Source organism: Streptomyces sp. NPDC002676 (assembly GCF_053592455.1).
This window is the reverse complement of record NZ_JBSFVT010000003.1, coordinates 534298-554320: the sequence shown is the minus strand read 5'-3', so window position 1 is coordinate 554320 and position 20023 is coordinate 534298. Positions and strand designations below refer to the sequence as shown.

At 68.2% G+C, this 20023-nt stretch carries 16 protein-coding genes; 6 read left to right on the top strand and 10 right to left on the bottom strand.

The window, feature by feature from the left end:
* Window positions 1-360 precede the first annotated feature (360 nt).
* The 5 genes from ACWD3E_RS12830 to ACWD3E_RS12810 all read left to right on the top strand — a co-directional run bounded on the left by ACWD3E_RS12830 (window position 361) and on the right by ACWD3E_RS12810 (window position 6122).
* Window positions 361-1962 (top strand): serine/threonine protein kinase, encoded by a 1602-nt coding sequence (locus ACWD3E_RS12830; RefSeq protein ID WP_451387555.1) that lies wholly within the window; start codon window positions 361-363, stop codon window positions 1960-1962.
* 171 nt (window positions 1963-2133) lie between these two features.
* Window positions 2134-3219, top strand: a complete 1086-nt coding sequence (locus ACWD3E_RS12825; protein ID WP_451387554.1) for a hypothetical protein — start codon at window positions 2134-2136, stop codon at window positions 3217-3219.
* Entirely contained in the window at window positions 3212-4864 is a 1653-nt protein-coding gene (locus ACWD3E_RS12820) for a polyprenyl synthetase family protein (RefSeq protein WP_451387553.1), read from the top strand. Before ACWD3E_RS12825 ends, ACWD3E_RS12820 begins: the two co-directional genes overlap by 8 nt.
* Complete coding sequence (locus ACWD3E_RS12815) at window positions 4861-5544, top strand: hypothetical protein (protein ID WP_451387552.1); 684 nt, start codon at window positions 4861-4863, stop codon at window positions 5542-5544. Before ACWD3E_RS12820 ends, ACWD3E_RS12815 begins: the two co-directional genes overlap by 4 nt.
* A 107-nt stretch (window positions 5545-5651) precedes the next feature.
* A complete protein-coding gene (locus ACWD3E_RS12810) occupies window positions 5652-6122 on the top strand; it encodes a hypothetical protein (RefSeq protein WP_451387551.1) in 471 nt (156 codons plus the stop codon).
* A gap of 190 nt (window positions 6123-6312) precedes the next feature.
* Here the strand turns inward: ACWD3E_RS12810 and ACWD3E_RS12805 are convergent, their stop codons facing one another.
* The 3 genes from ACWD3E_RS12805 to ACWD3E_RS12795 form a co-directional block, all read right to left on the bottom strand.
* On the bottom strand, window positions 6313-7581 hold the full coding sequence (locus tag ACWD3E_RS12805) for an RNA polymerase sigma factor (protein ID WP_451387550.1): 1269 nt from the start codon (window positions 7579-7581) through the stop codon (window positions 6313-6315).
* Entirely contained in the window at window positions 7578-7949 is a 372-nt protein-coding gene (locus tag ACWD3E_RS12800) for a YciI family protein (protein WP_451353649.1), read from the bottom strand. Before ACWD3E_RS12800 ends, ACWD3E_RS12805 begins: the two co-directional genes overlap by 4 nt.
* Before the next feature lie 313 nt (window positions 7950-8262).
* Window positions 8263-10506, bottom strand: a complete 2244-nt coding sequence (locus tag ACWD3E_RS12795) for an MMPL family transporter (protein WP_451387549.1) — start codon at window positions 10504-10506, stop codon at window positions 8263-8265.
* A 454-nt stretch (window positions 10507-10960) separates the two neighbouring features.
* On the opposite strand from ACWD3E_RS12795, the gene ACWD3E_RS12790 reads away from it, so the two are divergent.
* Window positions 10961-12193, top strand: a complete 1233-nt coding sequence (locus tag ACWD3E_RS12790; RefSeq protein ID WP_451387548.1) for a hypothetical protein — start codon at window positions 10961-10963, stop codon at window positions 12191-12193.
* A gap of 67 nt (window positions 12194-12260) precedes the next feature.
* Here the strand turns inward: ACWD3E_RS12790 and ACWD3E_RS12785 are convergent, their stop codons facing one another.
* From ACWD3E_RS12785 to ACWD3E_RS12755, 7 genes are all read right to left on the bottom strand, one after another.
* On the bottom strand, window positions 12261-13445 hold the full coding sequence (locus tag ACWD3E_RS12785) for a hydroxymethylglutaryl-CoA synthase (RefSeq protein ID WP_451387547.1): 1185 nt from the start codon (window positions 13443-13445) through the stop codon (window positions 12261-12263).
* The gene (locus ACWD3E_RS12780) at window positions 13442-14509 is read right to left on the bottom strand and encodes a hydroxymethylglutaryl-CoA reductase (protein ID WP_451387546.1); all 1068 of its coding nucleotides are present in this window, start codon (window positions 14507-14509) and stop codon (window positions 13442-13444) included. The genes ACWD3E_RS12785 and ACWD3E_RS12780 overlap by 4 nt, the downstream gene beginning before the upstream one ends.
* Window positions 14506-15597 carry a type 2 isopentenyl-diphosphate Delta-isomerase gene (gene fni, locus ACWD3E_RS12775; protein WP_451387545.1) on the bottom strand — a complete coding sequence of 364 codons (1092 nt, stop codon included), beginning with the start codon at window positions 15595-15597 and terminating at the stop codon, window positions 14506-14508. Before fni ends, ACWD3E_RS12780 begins: the two co-directional genes overlap by 4 nt.
* A complete protein-coding gene (locus tag ACWD3E_RS12770) occupies window positions 15587-16726 on the bottom strand; it encodes a phosphomevalonate kinase (protein WP_451387669.1) in 1140 nt (379 codons plus the stop codon). Before ACWD3E_RS12770 ends, fni begins: the two co-directional genes overlap by 11 nt.
* Window positions 16726-17769, bottom strand: coding sequence for a diphosphomevalonate decarboxylase (gene mvaD, locus ACWD3E_RS12765; protein ID WP_451387544.1), 1044 nt, complete (start codon window positions 17767-17769; stop codon window positions 16726-16728). Before mvaD ends, ACWD3E_RS12770 begins: the two co-directional genes overlap by 1 nt.
* On the bottom strand, window positions 17759-18778 hold the full coding sequence (gene mvk, locus ACWD3E_RS12760; RefSeq protein WP_451387543.1) for a mevalonate kinase: 1020 nt from the start codon (window positions 18776-18778) through the stop codon (window positions 17759-17761). The genes mvaD and mvk overlap by 11 nt, the downstream gene beginning before the upstream one ends.
* A gap of 112 nt (window positions 18779-18890) precedes the next feature.
* Complete coding sequence (locus ACWD3E_RS12755; RefSeq protein WP_451387542.1) at window positions 18891-19886, bottom strand: UbiA family prenyltransferase; 996 nt, start codon at window positions 19884-19886, stop codon at window positions 18891-18893.
* Between the last annotated feature and the right edge of the window lie 137 nt (window positions 19887-20023).

Genomic DNA, 20023 nt, shown 5'->3' with positions numbered 1-20023 from the left:
GAAGCCGGCTGCGGCTTCGGACGGGGCATTCGCGCGGCCACTACGGCATGTACCGGGCCGTCATCCCGGTCCATCGTTAGCCCGGACCCGCGGGCGATATGCCACCGTTCGCCCGTTTGGAATGCCGGATCGATTCTGCATCACTTGTTCGAGTGGAGCTGAGGTGCGTAAGGGCGCACGGATGCGGACATCGGGTGGTGCGCTCGGTGCGCTGCTCCCGCGGGGCCGACCCGGCCGGTATGCAGGGGCAATGCCAGCGACCGCTCGGAAGGAGACGGACATGCGGGAGACGAGGTCGTGGAAGTGGAAGGCGCCGGGCACCACGGAGGACCGACCACAGCGGTGCCACGTGGTGACGGCATGACGGCGAAGGCCGCGGCTCGGCGGCAGAAGCAGGTCTCCCCGGACGGGCTCGGCGAGCCGGCCACCGTGGCGGGAAACGGCACGGCCGGATTCTCCGGGGACGGCGGGCCCGCGCCCGAAGGACAGTTGGCCTTCCCCGCAGACGTGGCCGTGGGAGGCGGGGCGGTCCTCATCGCCGACCATGCCAACCACCGGGTCCGCCGGATCGACGGTTCCGGCGTGCTGACGACGGTCGCCGGGGACGGGCTGCGGGGCTTCGCCGGGGACGGCGCGGACGCGGGGCGGGCCCGGCTGGGCTTCCCGTCCGCTCTCGCACTCGCCCCGGACGGAGGCGTGCTCATCGCCGACGAGATGAACCACCGGATCCGCCGGATCGCCCCCTCGGGCGTCATCGACACCATCGCGGGAGACGGCTCCCGGGGCGGCGACGGCGACGGCGGCCCCGCCGGACACGCCCGGCTGGACGCCCCGTGCGCCCTGGCCATGGACAGCGCCGGATCGCTGTACATCGGGGAAGCGGGCAGCCCCAGGGTGCGCAGGGTCGGCGACGACGGCGTCATCAGCACGGTCGTCACGGCATCCGGAGGGTCCGCGGGCTCCGGCGCGGCCGACGCCGGCGAGGCGTTTTTGCCCGCGGGTCTGGCGGTCGACCCGGCCGGACAGCTTTACATCGCCGATCCGGCCGGCCGCCGGGTGCTGCTGCGGGGCAGGGACGGGACGCTCCGGGTACTGGCGGGACCGCCGGGCGCGAGCGACGGCGCCTTGGAGGTCGACTGGAGCGCACCGTGCGCGGTGGCTGTCGACGCCCAGGGGGCCGTCTACGCCGCCGACATGAACGGACACCGGGTGTGGCGGCTGGCCGATGGAGCCGCCCGGGTCGTCGCAGGGCCGGATCCGGCGGCAGTCGAGGCCGCCGAGGCCAAAGGCCCGGCCGAGGCCGCCGTCACATCGCTGGCCTATCCGTGCGGTCTCGCGGTGGACCCGGCCGGGCGACTGCTCGTGGCGGACAACTTCCACCACCGGATCGCCGCACTGCCTCTCACCGCCGCTTCCTCCCAGGCCATCGAGCCTGAACGGGAGAAGAAGCCGGAACCCGAGCGGGAAGGAGAACCCGAACCGGAACGTGGCACCGACCGTGCGCGGGACGGCGACGGGAGTGCCGCGAGCACGACGGCCACGCGACTGCTGGTCCGCCAGGAGGTCGGGGTGGAAGTGCCGCGCGGAGGCAGCGAGTTGATCCATGTGCGGGTCTCGTCCACCGACCCCTGGGTCCCGGGACGGGTGGAGCATCGCTTCACGGCTCCGACCGGTTTCGTCTTCGACGGCCGTGCGACCTGCGCGTACTACCGCGCGGATCGCACGGTGCTCCCCGGCGGGGAGACGACGGCGACAGTACGGGACGGCGGCAGGGAGCTGGCCGTCACGGACGAGCCCCGCCTGAACACCCCGGACCATCCGGCGGCAGCCCTGGTCTACACGCTCGGCATCCGGGCCCTGACAAACACCGGGCCAGGCCGGTACACCGACGGACGGGCGGTCATCGCGGGCCGGCCGGAAGTGCGCTTGAAAGCGAGTGTTCTGGAGGACGACGAGGGCTAGCCGAAACCGGCACGATCCCCCAGAGCCGCCCGTGGTGAACGCTCCACCATGGGCGGCTCTTTGCTTTTTCAAACCCCGAATATGCAAGTAAACGTTTCTTTGGCCCCCACGTCACCCGTGTGAACGTCACAAGTTGTAATCAATGCAATGCAATGCGTTAGCGTTCGAAACGTGTTCGCTCCGTCCCTCCCGAGACTCGGCCCCCCGGGCCCCTTCCCGGGCACTCCGCTCACCCATCCGCTCGACCGGAAGTGGCTGCACTACGCGTTCCTGTCCCGCTGCGGCCGGCAGGCCCTGATCGCCAACCTGTCCGTCCTGGGATCCTCCACCGGAACGGTCTTCGCGGATCCGGGCGCCCCGGCCACCGGACGGCGCAGCGGCACCGGCACGGCCGCCGAGGGGCAGCACATGGCCATCCTTCTCGTCCACGAGGAGGGGCACGGCTGGAGCGCGACGCAGTTCAACGCCGAGCAGCCCGGACTGCCCTGGTCGGCGTTCCGGTTACCGCATCCGCACGGCGAGCCCGGCGCGTTCCGGCTGGCGGCCCGGTCGGCGGCGCCGGCGGCAGACGTACGGCTGACCCGGACCAGCAGGCCGTGCACCTCACAGTGCGCGCCGTTCGGCGAGGACGAGCACCTGCGGTGGCAGTCGGAGCCCGGAGTCCTGGGCACCGGAACCCTGCGGCACGGCGACGGCACAGCCACGGAGACGGACCTGCTGGGCTACCACGAGCGGGTACGCGGCCGGTGGTCCTGGCCCACACTCGGCGGCTGGGTGTTCGGATTCGTCAACGACCCCTCCGGCCCCGCCGACGCCGCCCCGCCCTCGGCGGTCGTCTTCACCCTGATCCAGCCCACGCGTCCGGCGGACGCGGCCAACGGGTCGGTGATGCTGTGGCGCGACGGGCGCATGATCCGTCACTTCCCGCGCCGCAACCTGCATGTGGCGGTCAGCGGCAGCCTGGACCGCGACCGGGTGGCGACGGTGCCGCCGCTGGCGGACATGCTCGGCACCCCGCCGATGGCCGCGGTGCCCGGCCGGCTGCTGATCACGGCGCGCCTCGGCGACGACCGTCTCGTCCTCGACTTCCGCTCACACACGGCGGGCCGGATCGCCAACCCGTCCGAGACCAGCCTGCACCCGTTCAGCGTGCACGAGACCCTCGGTCCGTGCACCGTGGAGGGCCGGGTCGGCGGGCGCAGTATCGGCTTTCGCACCGAGGGCATCGTGGAGTTCGCCGGAGGTGCCCATGACTGAGACCCTGCCCGCGTTCACCGGTGCCCGGCTTCTGGACGAGACCGTCGCCGCCCTGTCCGACCGGGCGCCGGCGATCCTCGCCGCCGCAGCCGAGCAGCTGCGCGGCATCCGGCTCGGCCTGCACTTCAACGACGGCAGTCACGCCACGCTCACCGCGCGGCACAGCCGCATCGTCGTGGGCCAGGACCGCTGCCCGGATCCGGACGTCGAGGTCGCCTTCGACAACCGGGCCATGAACCTGCTGTTCGACCTCCAACGCGCACCCGTCGACCAGGTCCTGCCCGAAAGCCTCGACGTCCGCGGCTCCCGCGACGACACCCTCGCCGTGTGGCGTGCCTTCACGCTGCTGTCCCAGCGCGCGGCCGGCCTGCGCAGCATGCAGGAACTCTGGGGCGCCTACCGCGAACAGGCCCCCCAGCTGTGGGGCACCGCGGTGCCCGCCGCCCGGGAGCCGGCCGCCGACCTGGTCGACTGGACGGCGCTGGACTTCCTCACCCGGCGCTCACCCGAGGACGCCCCCGCACCGCCCGCGCTGATCGGCGACACCACCGTCAGCGCCCCGCGCGTGCTGTGGGACGGCCGCATCAGCACCAGCTGGTCGCTGGGGGAAACCGTCCGCGACGCGGACCTGATGGAGACCATGCGCCGGTGCCGGGCCCGCACCAACGAGGAGATCGAACGGCTCCTGCCGGACCGCGAACCTCGCGCCGAGCTGTACGACCTCATGCGCTCCTACCCCGCCCGGCAGGGCAAGGGCCTGCGGCCCACCCTGACCATCGCGGCCTGCGCCGCCTTCGGGGGGCGCCCCGACGACGCCGTACGCGCCGCCGCCGCGCTGGAGCTGTTCCACAACGGCTTCCTCGTCCACGACGACATCGCCGACGAGTCCACCCACCGGCGCGGCCTGCCGACCATGCACGAGGAACACGGCCTCGGCCTGGCCGTCAACGTCGGCGACGGACTGAACCTGCTCGCCGTCGACGCCGTCCTGTCCAACCTCGAAGCCCTCGGCCTGGCCCGCACCCTCGGCCTCATCCACGAGGCCGTGCACATGTGCCGGGAGTCCATCGAGGGGCAGGCCATGGAACTGGGCTGGATCCGCCACGACGTCGTCCCCGAAGCCGACGACGCCTACTTCACGATGAGCACCAAGAAGACCGGCTGGTACACCTGCATCAGCCCGTGCCGCATCGGCGCGGTCTGCGCGGGTGTCACCGACCCCGCCGTACTGGGCCGGTTCGACGAGGCGTTCCGCCTCATCGGCATCGCCTTCCAGATCCAGGACGACATCCTGAACCTGGTCGGCGAGGAGGCCCTCTACGGCAAGGAGCCCCTCGGGGACCTGCTCGAAGGCAAGCGCACGGTGATGCTGATCCACCTCTTCCGCACGGCATACACCCACGAGCGCCCCCGGCTCTTCGACGTGCTGCGCAGGCGCCGTACCGACAAGACCCAGCAGCATGCCGAGGAACTCCTCGCCGCCATGCGCCGGCACGGCTCCATCGAGTACGCCACCGACCTCGCCGACCGGCTAGCCGCCGAAGGCATCGCCCGCTTCGAAGAAGACCTCCGGATCATCCCCGAGAACGAAGGCAAGGCCGTCCTGCGGCAGATCGCCCACTACGTCACCTCAAGGCCACTGTGACTACGACCACTCCACCCCCGACCGGCCCCGCCGACACCGGCCCGCTGGCCCCGACCGACCTGAGGGCCTTCGCCTTCCTCGGTCAGGTCAACGGCTGTCTGCGCCAGTGCCTGTGCACCCTGGCCCGACACGGCGTGGCCCTGCGCCACCGCGACCCCGAACGCGCCCGCCTGCTCCTCGACGCGGTCCGGCCCTGGCCCCTCTACAAGGGAGGCCAGTTCCTCTTCGACCTCATGGAATGGGAGGACCTCATGGTCGACGGCGACCCGCCGCCGCCGGCGTCCACCGAGCGGATCGTCTCCGCCTGCACCCTGCCCGTCCAGTGGCTCGCCGCCGCCACCGTGGAGGCACCCGCCACAACGAAACTGATCCCCGGCCAGCGCACCGCCGCCGCGCTCGACCTCCCCCTGCGCCTGCTGGCCGCCACCGCCCGCACCGCTTTCCTGGGCGCCGCACAGGACCTCACGGATCTGTTCGGCACGCCTGCTCCCCAGGCCGAGACCGACGACGACACCGGATACGCCACCGCCCCGGAAGCCGACCCGCAGGGCACCGAAACCGAACTGCCGCCCCTGGAAGCAGGTTTCTACCTCTACGAGGACATCGCCCTGGGTGCCCTCGCCGTCCTCGGCCCGCTCCTGGCCGACCACGCACCCACCGACGCAGCCCCCTCCGCCTAGCTCGCGGCGGCCGTCTCCAGTCCCGACGGTGCATGAGCAGGCCCCCCCAAGCCCGCCACCGGCGGATCCGCCCACGCGGAAACCACCCATTCGCAGAAGGGAAACCCATGGCCACCCAGACCCAGGCCCCGGTAGATCCGGGTTCCGAGAACAAGCTCTACATCCTCCAGCAGGGCATCGTCGAGGACGCCCCGGGCGGCGTTCCGGCTCACCTCAGCTTCGGCATCCTCAGCACCGTTCCGGACCCGGTGAACCCCGGCGACATCACCTTCAGCCTGAAGGCGCCCACGGGCTTCGTGTTCACCAGCTGGCTCTCATGGGCCTACCACGACGTCAACACGCTCCAGGCCAAGGGCAACATGAAGACCACCCAGGGCACCCTCGGCGACGGGGGCCGCACGCTGACCTTCACCCACAACCCGTACCTGGCCAGCAACCAGGAGGCCCTCGGCTACGCGGCCCAGGTCACCGCCACGGACGGCGCGACGCCGGGCCGCTACACCGACGGCCAGCTCAAGGTGGGCGCCGCCAACCCGATCAAGCTCAAGGGCCGCGTCCTCGACTCCAACGAGGACTGATCCCCCTGACGGACGGGCCCGTCGGTGGTTCCGCTGAATGAGAAAACCCCAGGTCAGAAACAATCTGACCTGGGGTTTCAGTGGAGCCGCCTTCGGGATTCGAACCGGAGACCTCTGCCTCGTGACGGCTCGTGCCACACCGTCCGCTCACCCATCGCTCACGCAAATGAGAGACCCATCAGTCCCAGTATCAGGCTGTCCAGATCAACGGTGGAACTTCAGTTCTGAGCTCCTTCAAGCGCGCCTCAAGGAACTCCCTCTCGACCTCGTTGTCCGTCATCGAAATTGCTTCGGCGTACGAGTCCAGGGCCTCGTCGATGCGCTCCAGGCGGCGCAGGAAGTCGGCGCGAGCAGCCGCGAAGTAGTGGTATCCGGCCAGTTTGGGATCGTCCGCCAGCTCATCGAGTGCCTCGAGACCGGCGGACGGACCGTGGGCCTGGCCGATCGCGATGGCCCGGTTCAGCAACACCACCGGTGAGGGCCATATGCGCAGGAGGGCGTCATAAAGTCCGACGACTGCGCTCCAGTCGGTCGCCTCCCAGTCGGTGGCTTGGGCGTGCACGGCCGCGATCGCCGCCATCAGCGGGTACCGGGTCGGCGGTCGGTGCCTCATGGCAAAGGAGACAAGCCGCAGCCCCTCCCGGATCTGGGAGGCGTCCCAGAGTGTGCGGTCCTGCTCGGAGAGAGGGACGAGCGAACCATCCGGTCCGGTACGACTGTGCCTGCGCGCATCGGTGAGCAGGATGAGCGCGAGCAGACCCGCCGGACCCGGCTCACCCGGTAGCAACTGGTGCAACATGCGGGCCAGATGTGTGGCACGGCCGACCAGGTCATGGCGCTGAAGCTGATCGCCGGACGGCGCCGTGTGCCCGGTACTGAAGACCAGATGGACCACGTCGAGCACGGCATCCACGCGGCCGGGCAGTTCCTCGGGAGGCGGTTCCCGATACGGAATGCGAGCCGCCTTGATCTTCTTCTTGCCCCGGGTGAGACGCGCCGACATGGTCGGAACCGACACCAGCAAGGCGCGGGCCACCTCGGCTATCGAAAGTCCGCACACCAGACGCAAGGTGAGGCCGACGCGCGTCTCGACATCGAGCAGCGGATTGCAGCAGGTGAAGATGAGCCGCAGCCGGTCATCGGGAATGTCCTGATCGGCGATCGCCTGGTCGGCAGCCGGCGCCGTCTCCTCCTCTGCGAGCAGCGGGAGCTTGCGGCGGAGGGTGCCATGGCGGCGGATTACGTCCATTGCGCGACGCCGGGCGGTGACGGTCAGCCACGCTTCGGGCCGGTCCGGAATACCGTGCGCCTCCCACTGTGTCAGTGCCTGGGTGTAAGCCTCCTGCACGCACTCCTCGGCCAAGTCGAGATCGTGGGTGAGGCGTACGGTGGCGGCGAGCAGGAAACCCCATTGCCGGCGGTGTGCTTCGGCGACAGCGGCTGCGACGGTTGTGCTCATCGGTGCTTCGGTGACCCGGCGTCGGGCGTGGGGCGAATCTCGCGTACCTCGACACCGCCGTGCATTACCGGAATCTGTTCGGCGACTTCGATTGCCGCGTCCAAGTCCTCGGCCTCGATGAGGAAGTAGCCCGCGACGACCTCCTTGGACTCGATGAAGGCGCCGTCGGTGACACTCACTCCACCGTCGGCTTCGCGGCGGACGGAACGGGCCGAAGGGCTCGGCCACAGTCGCTGGCCGCGCTGCACGCTTGACTCGTTTCGCGCCATGAATTCCTGGAAGCGGCCGATGAGAGCCGCGCTGGCCGCCGGCGACATCGCGGCAGTGCGTGTCTCATCCTCGTAGATGAGCACCAAGTACTCTGCCACCGCCCATACCCCCTCGTTCTCGCTCCGCCGGCCGCCTGCAAACGTAATCACCGGCCGGCCACGTTGCACGCTACAGCGTTCTCCCGCCGACTGTCGACGGGACTGATGCGGTACGGGAGTCGACGCCGGCCTGGCGGGCACACCCGGTGCGAGCAGGGCGAATCACCGCGAGATGGCCCCGACTTGGCGGTCTGCGACTTCGAGTGGAGACGCAGGCGGGCCCCGAAGCGTCCGGGGGTGACGCCTCGGGGCCCTGCCTGTTTCCGGTCCCGGCCGATGCGACCGCAATCGAAATCCGGGTGCCGCAACGGCCTCAGGAGGAGGTGGTGCTGCCAACCAGGGTGGCCTCGGGTGCCTCCTCGGTGAGACCGACACGGTCGTGCAGACGCTTGAGGGGGGCGGGCGCCCACCAGTTGAACCTGCCCATGAGCCGCATCATCGCCGGAACGAGGAGGCATCGGACGATGACGGCGTCCACGAGCACGGTCAGGGCGAGTCCCAGACCGAAGAGCTGCATGAACGACACGTTCGAAATGCCCATACCAGTCAGCACGATGGCCATGATGAGAGCCGCCGTGGTGACGATGCGTCCGGTCCTCGAGACACCCATCGCCACCGCGTGGGTGTTGTCCTCGGCGGTCTGCCCCGATGCCAGCCACTCCTCACGCATCCGGGAGAGCAGAAAGACCTCGTAGTCCATGGACAGGCCGAACGCGAGGCAGAACATCAACACGGGAATGGTCGGGATGAGGTACCCGGTCGCGGTGAAGTCCAGAACACCGGACAGGTGCCCCTCCTGGAACACCCAAACCGTCATGCCGAACGCCGCACCGAGCGACAGCGTGTTCATCAGCAGTGCCTTGATCGGCAGTACAACGCTGCCGGTGAAGAGGAACAGCAGTACGAACATGGTGAGCGCCATCAGTGCGATGGCATACGGCATCGGTTCTGACAGTGCGTCGAGGACGTCCTGGTTCTCGGCGGTGGCACCCGCGAACAGCACGTGACCGGGACTCTTCACGTCGCGCAGATGGTTCAGCATCTTGTCGGCCCGGTCCGAGTACGGGTCCAGCCCGGTGCTCACGCGCAGCACGGCTCCCCCGTCGTTGGCGAGTTGCTTGTCCGCCGGTCCGACCCGCGAGCCGTCGACGAAAGCGCCGCTCGAGCTGAGCACATTGGAAGCACCGCCGACCTTGGACAGTTCGCTCGCGTACGCGGCCAACTCCGCGTCACTGCCCTTGAATCCGGGCAGCACGATCGTGACCGAGGCGGCCGGGTCCTGCGTGAACTCCTTGCGCACCAGATCGCCGACCTGCCGGCTCTCCGAGGCGGACTTGGTGATCACCCGGTCGTCGGGGTAACCCCATTGCGCCGAAAGGAAGGGCAGGGCGACGGCGGCCAGGCCGAGTGTGGTCAGCAGCGATACCGGAACGGCCCTGCGGGTGACGGCGTGAACCATGCGATACCAGAAGGTCTGCTGCGGTGCGACCACACGGGGCGGGCCCAGCTTGAACCAACGGCGCATCGGTATACGGATGTCGAGCTTGTCGATGCGCCGCCCGAGCAGGATCAGCGCGGCGGGAAGCACCAGCACCGCCGCCAGCGCGGCGGCCAGCACGACGGCGACCCCCACATAGGCGAAGGACTTGAGGAAGAACATCGGGAAGACGATCAGCGCCGCAAGTGCCAGGGCGACGGTCATCGCCGAGAACACCACGGTGCGCCCTGCCGTCTGGACGGTACGTACCACCGCGTCCTCGATGTCGCGGCCGTCGCGGAGTTCCTCCCGGTATCGGCTGACGAGCAGGAGGCTGTAGTCGATGCCGAGCGCGAGCCCAAGCACGGTCGTCATGTTCAGGGCGTAGATGGACACGTCCGCAAACGTCGTCACCAGACGCAGGATCGCGAGGGTCGCCATGATGGAGACCGCGCCGATGAGCAGCGGCAGGCCGGCCGCGACGAGGCTGCCGAAGACGACCATCAGCACGATGAGCGAGATGGGGAAGGCCACCCCCTCACCGACGGCGGCGTCCTTGGAGACTGTCTTGTTGAGCTCGCCCATCAGCGTGCCGTAGCCGCCGACCTTGACCGTCGCATTGTCCGACCGGGGAAGGCCGTCCTGGATCTGCTCGCCGACCTTCGGCAGGTCGGTCTCTCCTACGTCGATCCGGGCGGTGACCAGTCCGGTGCCGCCGTCCTTGCTGCGCAAGGCCGGTCCGAGTTCCGGGCCTGCGGTCCAGTAGGACTGCAGATTCACAATATCCTTGCGCGAGTTCAGCCACTTTGTGACGTCAGCAGCGGCGCTTCGAGCCGCCTTGCTGTCTACACCGCCATCCGAGGTGATGGCGACGACGAGATTCGGCTGAGCACCACTGAAGTGATCATCGAGAACCTTCATGGCGCGAGTTGATTCGGCATCCGGCGCGGTATACCCACCAGCCTTGAGATGGTCCATCACTGATGAGCCGAGCGCGCCGCAGGCAATGACGAAGATGAGCGCGCTGATGAGGATTGCTTTTGGCCGGTTGATCGCCAGATGGGCAAATCGGGTCAGCATTCTATCCCTTACCGGGTGGTTCCCCTGTTTTGCAGATTGTGAAGACATTCACAATCAGGGTAGTGGCGCCTCCGGCCCATAACCATCTGTGCGTTGCCGCACGCAAAGTCCGCGTGTGGAGCGACAGCCACCGGTTAGGCGACAGGCGTGTGGCCCGCGCGTGGCCCATCCGTGTGGCCGGAACTATTCGGTCATCAGCTGTTTTTGGCCAACCTGGCCGCAATCCGCGGATGGTTGTCGTTCCGGGCACTTGCTCATCCGACGTACTGCTGGATGGCCTCGATCGGAGGCCGCAGCCTACGGGGGCACAGTGACGAGCTCAGCCGAAGTCGTGGTACGAATCCGAACAGGCAGCGCAAGCGCCAACTCCACCTGTGAACAGCGGGCCGGCCACCCGCCCCAAGAACTGGCAGCCGTACCGCCTCTTCCGCATACGGCGCAGGAGCGCCACGCGATGCCGCCGGAGCGGACCACAGCGGCCCCGGCCGAGTCCTCCTCATCGCCTGTCGGGTTCGCGGCGACGCTGGCCGAGCGCAGGGCACTCACCAACAGTTACGCCACACGCTACATTCAGGCGGCAAAGCAGGAGAAAACCCTCATCCTTGACGAGCTGTGCGCGGCGACCGGCTGGCACCGCAGCCATGCCCGCAACGCGATCCTGAACGCCGCGCGTCTCAAGCTCGCCAAGCCGGCGCAGGGCAGGGGCGTCAAGTACGACGCCGACGTCGTTGCCGCGCTGAAGCTGTGCTGGACCATCCTCGACCGGCCGGCGTCCAAGCGTCTGGCACCGATGCTTCGCGATCTGGTTCCGGTCCTGCGCCGCCACAACGAGTTGCGTATCGACGACCGGACAGCCGAACTGCTCATGTCCATGTCTGCAGCGACGATCAGCCGTCGTCTTGCGCCGCTCCGGCGGTCCTGCGGTGCCGATCTGCACCTGCGGCCCGGTTCCAGGCTGCGCAGTGAACTCCCACTCGTCACCTGGACAGAGTGGGACCACAGTCGGCCCGGGTTTTTCGAGATCGCAGTCGTCCACCATGACGGCGGCACGGTGAGCGGCCGTTGTCTGCTGACCGTGGCAGCCACCGACATCGCCACCGGCTGGACCGAGAACCGCACGATCAGGGAAATCGGTCAGCTTCCCCTCGCCTTGAACAAGATTGTCAGGAACCTGCCCTTCCCGGTACTCGGGCTCGATTGCGGAAGTCACGGAACCGAGATCGACGAGGTGCTGCTCCGCTGGTGCCGGCAGAACCGGGTGACCTACACTCATGCCCGCCCGGCCGGCCTGGGCAGTCACCACATCGGCCAGCAGAGCTGGAGGATGCTGCACGCTCTTGCCGGTGAGTACCGCTACGACTCCGCCGATGAGCAGGCGCTCCTCAACGAGATCTGGGCCGCGCTCTCACGGCTCACGAACTATTTCTACCCACAGCAACGTGCGCTGACCGGCGAGGGACAGGACGGCAGTTGGCGCAAGAGGTACGAGACGGCGACGCCTTATTGCCGCACAGAACGCCACAGCTGTGTGTCCCCGGAGGACAAGGCGATCCTCGGCGACACCTATCCGCGCCTCAATCCGGCCGAGCTGTACCGCCAGGTCCAGGCGTCAGCGGCGCGACTGCACCTCATCGCCGAGAGGCGGGCCACATCTCGCGCAACGCGCACAATCAGTCGCGCCTCATGACGAAGTGACGAACGGCTTGCCCTGCAGTGACGGCTCCGGGGCAAGCCGTTCCGCGACTCGCGGCGCGTCAGCGCCGCTCGTAGATGCGCTTGTGCCCGGACAGTGCGGCCAGCCGGTAGGGGCCGTTCGTCTGACGGGGTACGGGATGGTCCCCGCCGTCCGTCGGAAGGGACCGCCCGTGCAGTTCCCGATAGGTGGCGAGGTCAATCGTCCGGCGGCGCTGGATCGCCTCCTGGTGCGCCGCGCTGCGCAGGTGGGCACGGTACCCCGGCACGACACTTCCGGCGAACAACTCCGCCACGCTGCCGGAGCCGTAGCTGAGGAAGCCGATGGTCCGGTCGGTCAGATCCTCTTCGCCGTCGAGCAGCGCGGCGAGGGCGATATAGAGCGAGGCGGTGTAGCTGTTGCCGGTCACGGCGTTGTAGCGGGTGGTGGGCTCCAGCACGCGGGCGATGTCCTCGTCGTCGAGCTGACACCCGGAGTGGTTCAGCAGGTGACGGTGCGCCTTGTAGGCCATCTTGGTGAACGGCTGGTGGTAGCAGAAGGCGTGGAACTCATCCAGCGCGCGGCCTCCTTGGTCGCCGTAGTCCTTCCACACCCCTTCGACCGCCTGTAGATAGGCGGAAATGGACTCCTGACCGTCGACAAGAGCCGTGTCCCGGTAGTTCGGCCGCCAGAAGTCCATGACGTCACTGGTGAACAGGCCCGAGGTCGGCTCGATCCGCACCAGCGAGGGGTCTTCGCCGACCAGCATGGCTACCGCGGCCGCTCCCTGAGTGGCCTCACCCGGGCTGTCCAGGTCGTATTTGGACACGTCGCTCGCGATCACAAGGACCTGTTCGGAGCGGTTGCGGTGCACCAGGCCCATGGCGAACTGCAGTGCCGCCGTGGCCCCGTAACAGGCTTGCTTGAGTTCGACCACCCGCGTGGAGGTGGGCAGTCCGAGCAGCGAATGGACGTAGACCCCGGCCGATTTGGCCTGGTCGATCGACGACTCCGTCGCGAGCACGACCGTCCTGATGCGGTCGGCGCCGTGCCGGGCGACGACCGGAGCGGCAGCGGTCGCGGCCATCGTCACGATGTCCTCATCCGCCGCGGGAACGCTCATCGAGCGCTGTCCGATGCCCAGGTGGTACTTGCCGATCGGGGTGCCGTTGTACTCGGCCAGCTCCGTGTGCGGCAGGACGAATTCCGTTGTGGCAAACGACAGATCGTCGATTCCGATAGTGGGGTTCCCACCGTCTCTGTTCATGCCTGCACCTCGGCCGCCGTCGTCGAGTTACTGCGCTCCAGGTGGACGTGGGCGCGCATGAGTTCACCGGGATTGGTCTGTGCCGCGAGCAGCGAGAGCTCACCGCACAGCACGGTAGCGGCGCACAGGACGGCGAGCCGTCGCGCGTTCTCACCGGGCTCGCGCTCCTCCCGGCATCCGAGCCGCACCAGATTCTCCTCGACGAAGGGGATGCCCTTGCCGTTGCCGACTGTGCCCACGATCAGGTTGGGAAGCGTGCAGGAGAAGTAGAGGTCCCCATCCCGGTCCTCGGCCACCGTCACGCCCTGGGAGCCCTCGACTATGTTGGCCGCATCCTGTCCGGTCGCCAGGTAGAAGCCGAGCAACATGTTGGCGAAGTGCGCGTTGGCCGAACGGATCCCGCCGGCCAGCAGGGTGCCGATCAGATTCTTGCGCACGTTCAGCTTGGCGACCTTCTCAGCCGTCGTGTGCAACCTGCTCTCGACCAGTGCGCGTGGAATCAGGAGTTCGGCGACCACGTTCTTGCCGCGACCGAGGATGCCGTTGATCGCGGTGGCCTTCTTGTCGGTGCAGTAGTTGCCCGAGATCGAGCTGTAGGAGATGCCGGGGATCGTCTGCAGGATATGGGTGAGCAGCGCGTCTGCAGCGAGCGTGGCCATGTTGTGCCCGGAGGCGTCTCCGGTGCTGAACTCGAAGCGGATGAACAGCAGATTGGCGGCTATCTCATGCCGCACAGCGATCAGTTCGGCGAACCTGCTGCAGGTGCGCACGACCTTGCGCAGGTCCTCGAACCGCAGGTCGAGCTGTTGCGTGGCAGCGTACGCGGCCTGGGCATCCTCGGCCTCCACGAGCACCGATCGGGTCATCCGCTCATCGACGAGGGTGCAGACGATGCCACGTTCGGTCAGCATGGAGATCTTGGCGCCACGGCCGACGGACGGCCACAGTGGCGATTCGTAGGTGGCCAGCGGGACCTGTGTCTCGGTGGTGGTGACGTTCCCCGAGACGCGTATCGGCCCCACCCACCTCATCGGGACTCCGGCCGTTTCCGTGACAGTGGTCATCGTGCGTTTCCCGTCGTCGACTGGGTGAGTTCCAGGTGCTCCGATCGCGAGTTGAGCGACCGGGTGTCGATTCCCCGCTCGGCGCAGAACGCGAGCAATTCGCCCTTGATCAACACGTCGCACTCGGCCAGCTCGGCCGGCGTGCGCGCACCCAGTGCGGTCATGAGGGCGGTCAAGTGGTCGAGCCAGGTGGAAATCTGGGTGATCAGCGCCTCGACACCGCCGTCCAGGAGGGTGCGCAGAAAACCGCCGGAGACGCCGGCCGCGGCGGCTCCGAGTGCCAGGCTGCGGGCGACGTCGAGCGGATTGCGAACTCCCCCGGATGCGAGTACCGGGATTTCGGCGGCTTGTGCGTCGAGAAGACACGCGGGAGTGGACAGCCCCCAGTCGTTGAGATAGGCGAAGTCGGACACCGCCCGACGGTCGTTCTCCACCTTGGCGAAGTTCGTACCGCCGCGACCGCCGACGTCGGCGACGCGCACACCCAGCTCCCGCAGGGCGGCGATGGTCCTGCGACTCAGGCCGAAACCGACCTCCTTGACGATCACCGGAACGTCGAGTCCGGCCACGATTCGCTCGATCTGCGGCGCCCAGGCGGAGAAGGAGCGGTCGCCCTCGGGCATTGCCGTCTCCTGGATGACGTTCAAATGGATCTGAAGGGCGTTGGCCTGAAGGAGATCAACGGCTCGCCGCGCTTCGTCGACGGACGCATTGGCGTTGATGTTCCCCATGATGAAGCCGTCGGGGTTCTCTCGACGCATCACACTGAAGGTTCCCGCTGACGACGCGTCCTTGAAGTAGGCGCTCATGGAGCCTGTGGCGATGGCCAGGCCGGTCTCGCGGGCGGCAATGGCCAAGTCCCGGTTGATCACCCCTGTGTTGACGCTGCCGCCGGTCATCGCGTTGATATAGAGAGGGGCCTGCCATTCGAACCCGGCGAATCCCGTGGCCAGGCGAACATCGGAGCGGTCGATACCGGCCAGGGCGTGATGGACGAACGTGACGTCGTCGAACTCGTTCTGCCCACTGTGCCTGCGCTGTTGCTCGACGGTGAGCCGGACGTGATCGTCCTTGCGTTCAGCGATCATTGCGTACGTTCCTTTCACTTGTACTTTCCTCGGCAGGAAGCAGTGGCAGGTGTCTCACCCCTGCGGTGGCCCACCGGTTTCGCAACTCACCTATCCGCGCTTCGACTTCGTCGGGCATCAGGGCGATTCCGCAGTCGCCTCCTCCCGCCCCGGACGGTTTCGCCGCGCCTCCCAGTGCCTCGGCGGCCTCGCACAACGCGGTCAGCTTTGGCGTGAAGATGCCCAGCCCCACCGCTTCGTCGAGCTCGGCGAGTGCTCGGCGGGAACCCCGTATCCGGTGCAGCAAGGTCTCGCGGTCCCCCTGTTCGAGGGCTGTGATCGACGCGTGCACACAGTCGGTCATACGAGCCATGAAGCGCTTGTGCGCGGTGCTGCCCCGCCAATGACGACGGCCGAGTCGTGAGACGAGCGAGTCCGTAGAGACGGGGGTGCCGGTCCAGCCGATCTCGATGCCAAGCCGGGCGGGTGGTGGCAGCCGGCGTACTTCGAAGCCCGGCCATGCCGCGCGTAAGGTCTCGTCGATACCTCTGCGCGCCGCCATTGCGAGAACGGCAGCCCGGTCAGGTGCCCGATAGGCGATCCATCCGCCCCAGGTACTGGCTGCGAGATCAGCGCAGGATGATCGGGTATTGAGCCGCGCCGTGGCGATGAGGGCGAGCCGGAACCGGTCTTCCGGCGACAGGTCCAGGCCGTGGTACGCCGCCAGGGCGTCGACCGTCGCCACCGTTACGGCACCGCTCGAACCGAGACCGAACTTCGTCCCTCGGTCGTGGAGTTCACTGCTGATCGACAGGTGCGCCCCGGATGCGGACCACCCACGCTCGGCCAGCTGGGTGTGCATCACCTCGATCACCGACAGGACGCAGGCCAGACCGCTTCGGGCGCGCTCACCGTCGCCCGGGCCGCACCACACAAGCCCGCCGCCCGCCTGCAGCCGGAAGCGCGCCTCCCCGTCCAGGAGATCGGAGACGATCACGATGTCTGCCCCGGCCGGCTCGGACACGGTGACGCGTACGTATCGGTCAACGGCCATGACGATGGCAGGCGTTCCAGGCTCGATGACGGCGTACTCACCGGAGACGAACAGCTTTCCCGGTGCCTGCCGCGACACCGTACCCTCGGCAGACATCAACTGCCTGCGGAGAGCAGGCGGGCGCCGAGCCCGCTGCGGGCCACTACGACCGAGCCGCTCGGGAGGGCGTCGCGCAGCGCCGCAGCCACCCGGTCGGCGTCCGCGCTGTGGCACAGGACCTTGACGTTGGGGCCCGCGTCCATGGTGCCGTAGGCGGGTGTGCCTCCCTGTCGCAGTTGGAGCACCCGGTCGAGCAGGGTCAGTGTGCCGGGCGACAGGTAGCGCACGGCGGGGCGGGCCGCCAGCATCGTGGCGTGCATGCCAAGCGCATTGCGCTCAGCGATCTCACCCACCGCGTCCAGGTCACCACGCCCCAGTGCGAGGCGCATCTCGATCAGGTCTCTCTCGCTCGAAGCGGCCCAGGGCCGGTAGAACGGCGAGGTGTCGACGGTCCGCCGCATGGCCTCGCGGCTGGACACAGCCTTCGGGCGGCCGTCCACCAGTGCGATCACCAGCGCGGGGTCAAGGCCTCTGACGGGCACCGGCTCGGCGTAGGAACTGCCGTCCGGGTCCTCCTCCCCGCCCGCGTGCCACTGCGAGAAGCCGGCGAAGACCGACCGCGAGGCCGAACCCGAACCGCGCCTGGCGAGGCGGGAGAGCTCGGTGGCGTCGAGGCCGAGGTCGTATGCGGCTGAGGCCGCGACGGCCAGAGCTGCGAAGCCACTCGCCGAGGAGGCGACGCCTGCTGCGGTGGGGGCCGTGTTGTGGCTGTCGACCACCGCCCGCTCGCGTCGCCCGGCCAGCTCGCGGACCAGGTCGAGAAAGTCGAGGACACGCCGCAGCGTCTCTCCGGCAGCATGCCTGCCGTTCAGCGTCACTCGGTCCGCGTCCGCCGCCGGGGCGAGGCGGACAGTGGTGGTCGTCGGGAACACGTCCAGGGTCATCGACAGGCTGCTCGTCCACGGGATGACGAGTCGCTCGTCGCGCTTTCCCCAGTACTTGATCAAGGCGATGTTCGGCTGGGCGACAGCCGTCGCAGCTCCGGCGACTTCCGGGGTACGCGGGCGGGACGGGCTCGTCCGGAGTCCTTCAGTGGGCATGGTCGGTGTTCCTTCCGAGCGGCGCGATCCAGGTACGCGTCGCGCCGGCGTCCTGCAGCCGGGTCTCGATCCGCCGTGCCTGGGCAGGCCCACCCGCGAGCGCGATCATGCAGCCGCCCAGTCCGCCACCGCTGATCTTGGCGCCGAGGCTGCCCGCCGCCAGCGCGGCGTCGACCAGAGCGTCGATCCGTTCCGTGCTGAGGCCCGCCGAACCGAGCAGCGCGTGGTATCCCGTGAGGCTGCTTCCGAAGTCTTCGGCCCGGCCCTCGGCGAGATCGCTCACGGCCGAGCCGGTCAGTTCCGTGGCCCGGCGCACGAAGTCCTCCTGCGCGCCGGGATCGTGGATGAACGCGGACCGCAGGAGCTCCACCGCCGCCTTCGTCTCACCTGCTGCACCGCTGTCCGCGATGACGAGGAAACCGTCGAAGCCGACGCGTAGTTCCCGGGCTGTGCCCCCCCGGAAGCGGATGGGTGCGGGTGCACCCGTGGCGAGCGCATCCACACCGCTTGCCCTGCCATGGGCCATGCTCTCCGCGATCTGCACCAGTTCGAAGATCGCGGACTCGTCGAGTTCGTGGTCGAACAGGTCGGCCAGACCGAGGACGACCGATCGTGCGCACGCCGCGCTGGAGCCGAGGCCACGGCCCAGTGGAATGGCGCAGTCGACCACCACGTCGATGTGTGCCTCGGCGGTGACCTCGACCCGCTCCTTGAACTCCTCCACGAGGCGCTGCAGGCCGTCGGTTGCCTGCAGCGCCACCGTTCCCGACACGGAGCTGGTCACGGAGAAGGAGACCTCACCGGTGCGGTCGTCGGCGCCGGGAAGTCGCGTGACGATCGCCGTCACCGGCAATTGCGGGATCGGCACGGCGAGTGCCTCCGCGCCGTACACGACCGCGTGCTCCCCTATCAGGATGATCTTGCCGTGGGCTCGTCCGATTCCGATACGGCGGGTACCGATCCCGCCCGGCAGGCCTTGTGCCGAGGTCGGCGAAGTCAACGCGCTCATCCCCCTGGTTCTGTGCAGCGCTGTGAGTCGTGTGTCGGAGGGGCGCTTTCGGCGCCCACGTGACCACCACGTGGGCGCCTGGGGCGGTGCCCAGGCCCCGGTGCGAAGTGGCTCAGTTCTGGGCCAGGACTCCGATGCCCACCAGCATCGTCATGCTGCTCATCAGCATGCTGAGGTACGGGCCCACCAGAGACTTCTTCTTGACCGTGGTGACCACGCTCTCGATAGGGGCGTTCGCCGCCTTGGCGAGCGAGAACATGTAGACCTGGCAGACGAGCCAGCCGGCGATGAAGAGGATCATGGCCCAGTTGAACCCGGAGTTCAGGTACACGGACCCGACGATCGTCAACGAACCGACGCACAGGAGTACGGACTGGACGGCAAGTGTCTTCTTGATGCCCAGGGCGCGAACGTATGTCCGCACATCGAACTCCTCATCGTCGAAATAGTCCTCGACCTGGTTGGTCGTGAACAGCGCGACGAGTACGACGGTGAGGGCCGCCGTGGCAACGACGTTGGTCCACTGGAGGTGGTTCTCGAAGGCGCGCAGCACGAAGAGCTGCGGAATCCACACCCACATGTACAGGCCGAACAACTGGCCGACGCCAGCGCTCTTGAGGTGCCACGGGGGAAGCGAGTACTGGGCACCCACGATCCAGCCGGCCGCCACAATCAGCAACAGGTCCCAGTGTCCGGTCCGGATGGCCAGGAAGGCGGCCAGACCCACGTAGACGAGACTTGTCAGGATGATGTCGCCGACGACCCGCTTGACTCCGAGACCGAAGACAGCCGTGGCCAGACGGGACTTGTTCGCCGCGTCCTCCCACCGGTCAGCCAGGGCGTTGATCTGGTCCGCGAGCTGCATGTTGACGATCGCGAACAGCAACGCCATCGCCGCGTTCACCGACAGCAGCTCGTCCCAGCTCGTTGCCCCCAGCACCGCCGGTGCGAGGCCGATGAGGATGTGGCCCGGCAGGAACTCGGGGCGGCGAATGAAGAAGTAGTACTTGAGGCGGGTTCCCAGCGGCGGCCGGACCGGATCGTCCTCGCTGGTATCGGTCAGGATCCGGGTCAACCGTGCACGGGTTGAGGCATCGGCTGTTGACATGCTTTGCTTTTCCTTTTCGTCTCTCTGCGGCACAGCTGGGGTTTGTGACTGCTGAGGCCGAATGCCGGTGGCCTGAGCAGTCGTGAAGCTCGTCGATGGCCGGCGAGGGGCAGGACGAGAGAGATGACGGCACCCCG

Excerpts from the sequence above, each read along its gene's own strand:
- ACWD3E_RS12830 (WP_451387555.1), top strand. The coding sequence starts at position 361 with ATGACGGCGAAGGCCGCGGCTCGGCGGCAGAAGCAGGTCTCCCCGGAC.
- ACWD3E_RS12820 (WP_451387553.1), top strand. The coding sequence starts at position 3,212 with ATGACTGAGACCCTGCCCGCGTTCACCGGTGCCCGGCTTCTGGACGAG.
- ACWD3E_RS12810 (WP_451387551.1), top strand. The coding sequence starts at position 5,652 with ATGGCCACCCAGACCCAGGCCCCGGTAGATCCGGGTTCCGAGAACAAG.
- ACWD3E_RS12805 (WP_451387550.1), bottom strand. The coding sequence starts at position 7,581 with ATGAGCACAACCGTCGCAGCCGCTGTCGCCGAAGCACACCGCCGGCAA.
- ACWD3E_RS12795 (WP_451387549.1), bottom strand. The coding sequence starts at position 10,506 with ATGCTGACCCGATTTGCCCATCTGGCGATCAACCGGCCAAAAGCAATC.
- ACWD3E_RS12790 (WP_451387548.1), top strand. The coding sequence starts at position 10,961 with ATGCCGCCGGAGCGGACCACAGCGGCCCCGGCCGAGTCCTCCTCATCG.
- ACWD3E_RS12785 (WP_451387547.1), bottom strand. The coding sequence starts at position 13,445 with ATGAACAGAGACGGTGGGAACCCCACTATCGGAATCGACGATCTGTCG.
- ACWD3E_RS12780 (WP_451387546.1), bottom strand. The coding sequence starts at position 14,509 with ATGACCACTGTCACGGAAACGGCCGGAGTCCCGATGAGGTGGGTGGGG.
- fni (WP_451387545.1), bottom strand. The coding sequence starts at position 15,597 with ATGATCGCTGAACGCAAGGACGATCACGTCCGGCTCACCGTCGAGCAA.
- ACWD3E_RS12770 (WP_451387669.1), bottom strand. The coding sequence starts at position 16,726 with ATGTCTGCCGAGGGTACGGTGTCGCGGCAGGCACCGGGAAAGCTGTTC.
- mvaD (WP_451387544.1), bottom strand. The coding sequence starts at position 17,769 with ATGCCCACTGAAGGACTCCGGACGAGCCCGTCCCGCCCGCGTACCCCG.
- mvk (WP_451387543.1), bottom strand. The coding sequence starts at position 18,778 with ATGAGCGCGTTGACTTCGCCGACCTCGGCACAAGGCCTGCCGGGCGGG.
- ACWD3E_RS12755 (WP_451387542.1), bottom strand. The coding sequence starts at position 19,886 with ATGTCAACAGCCGATGCCTCAACCCGTGCACGGTTGACCCGGATCCTG.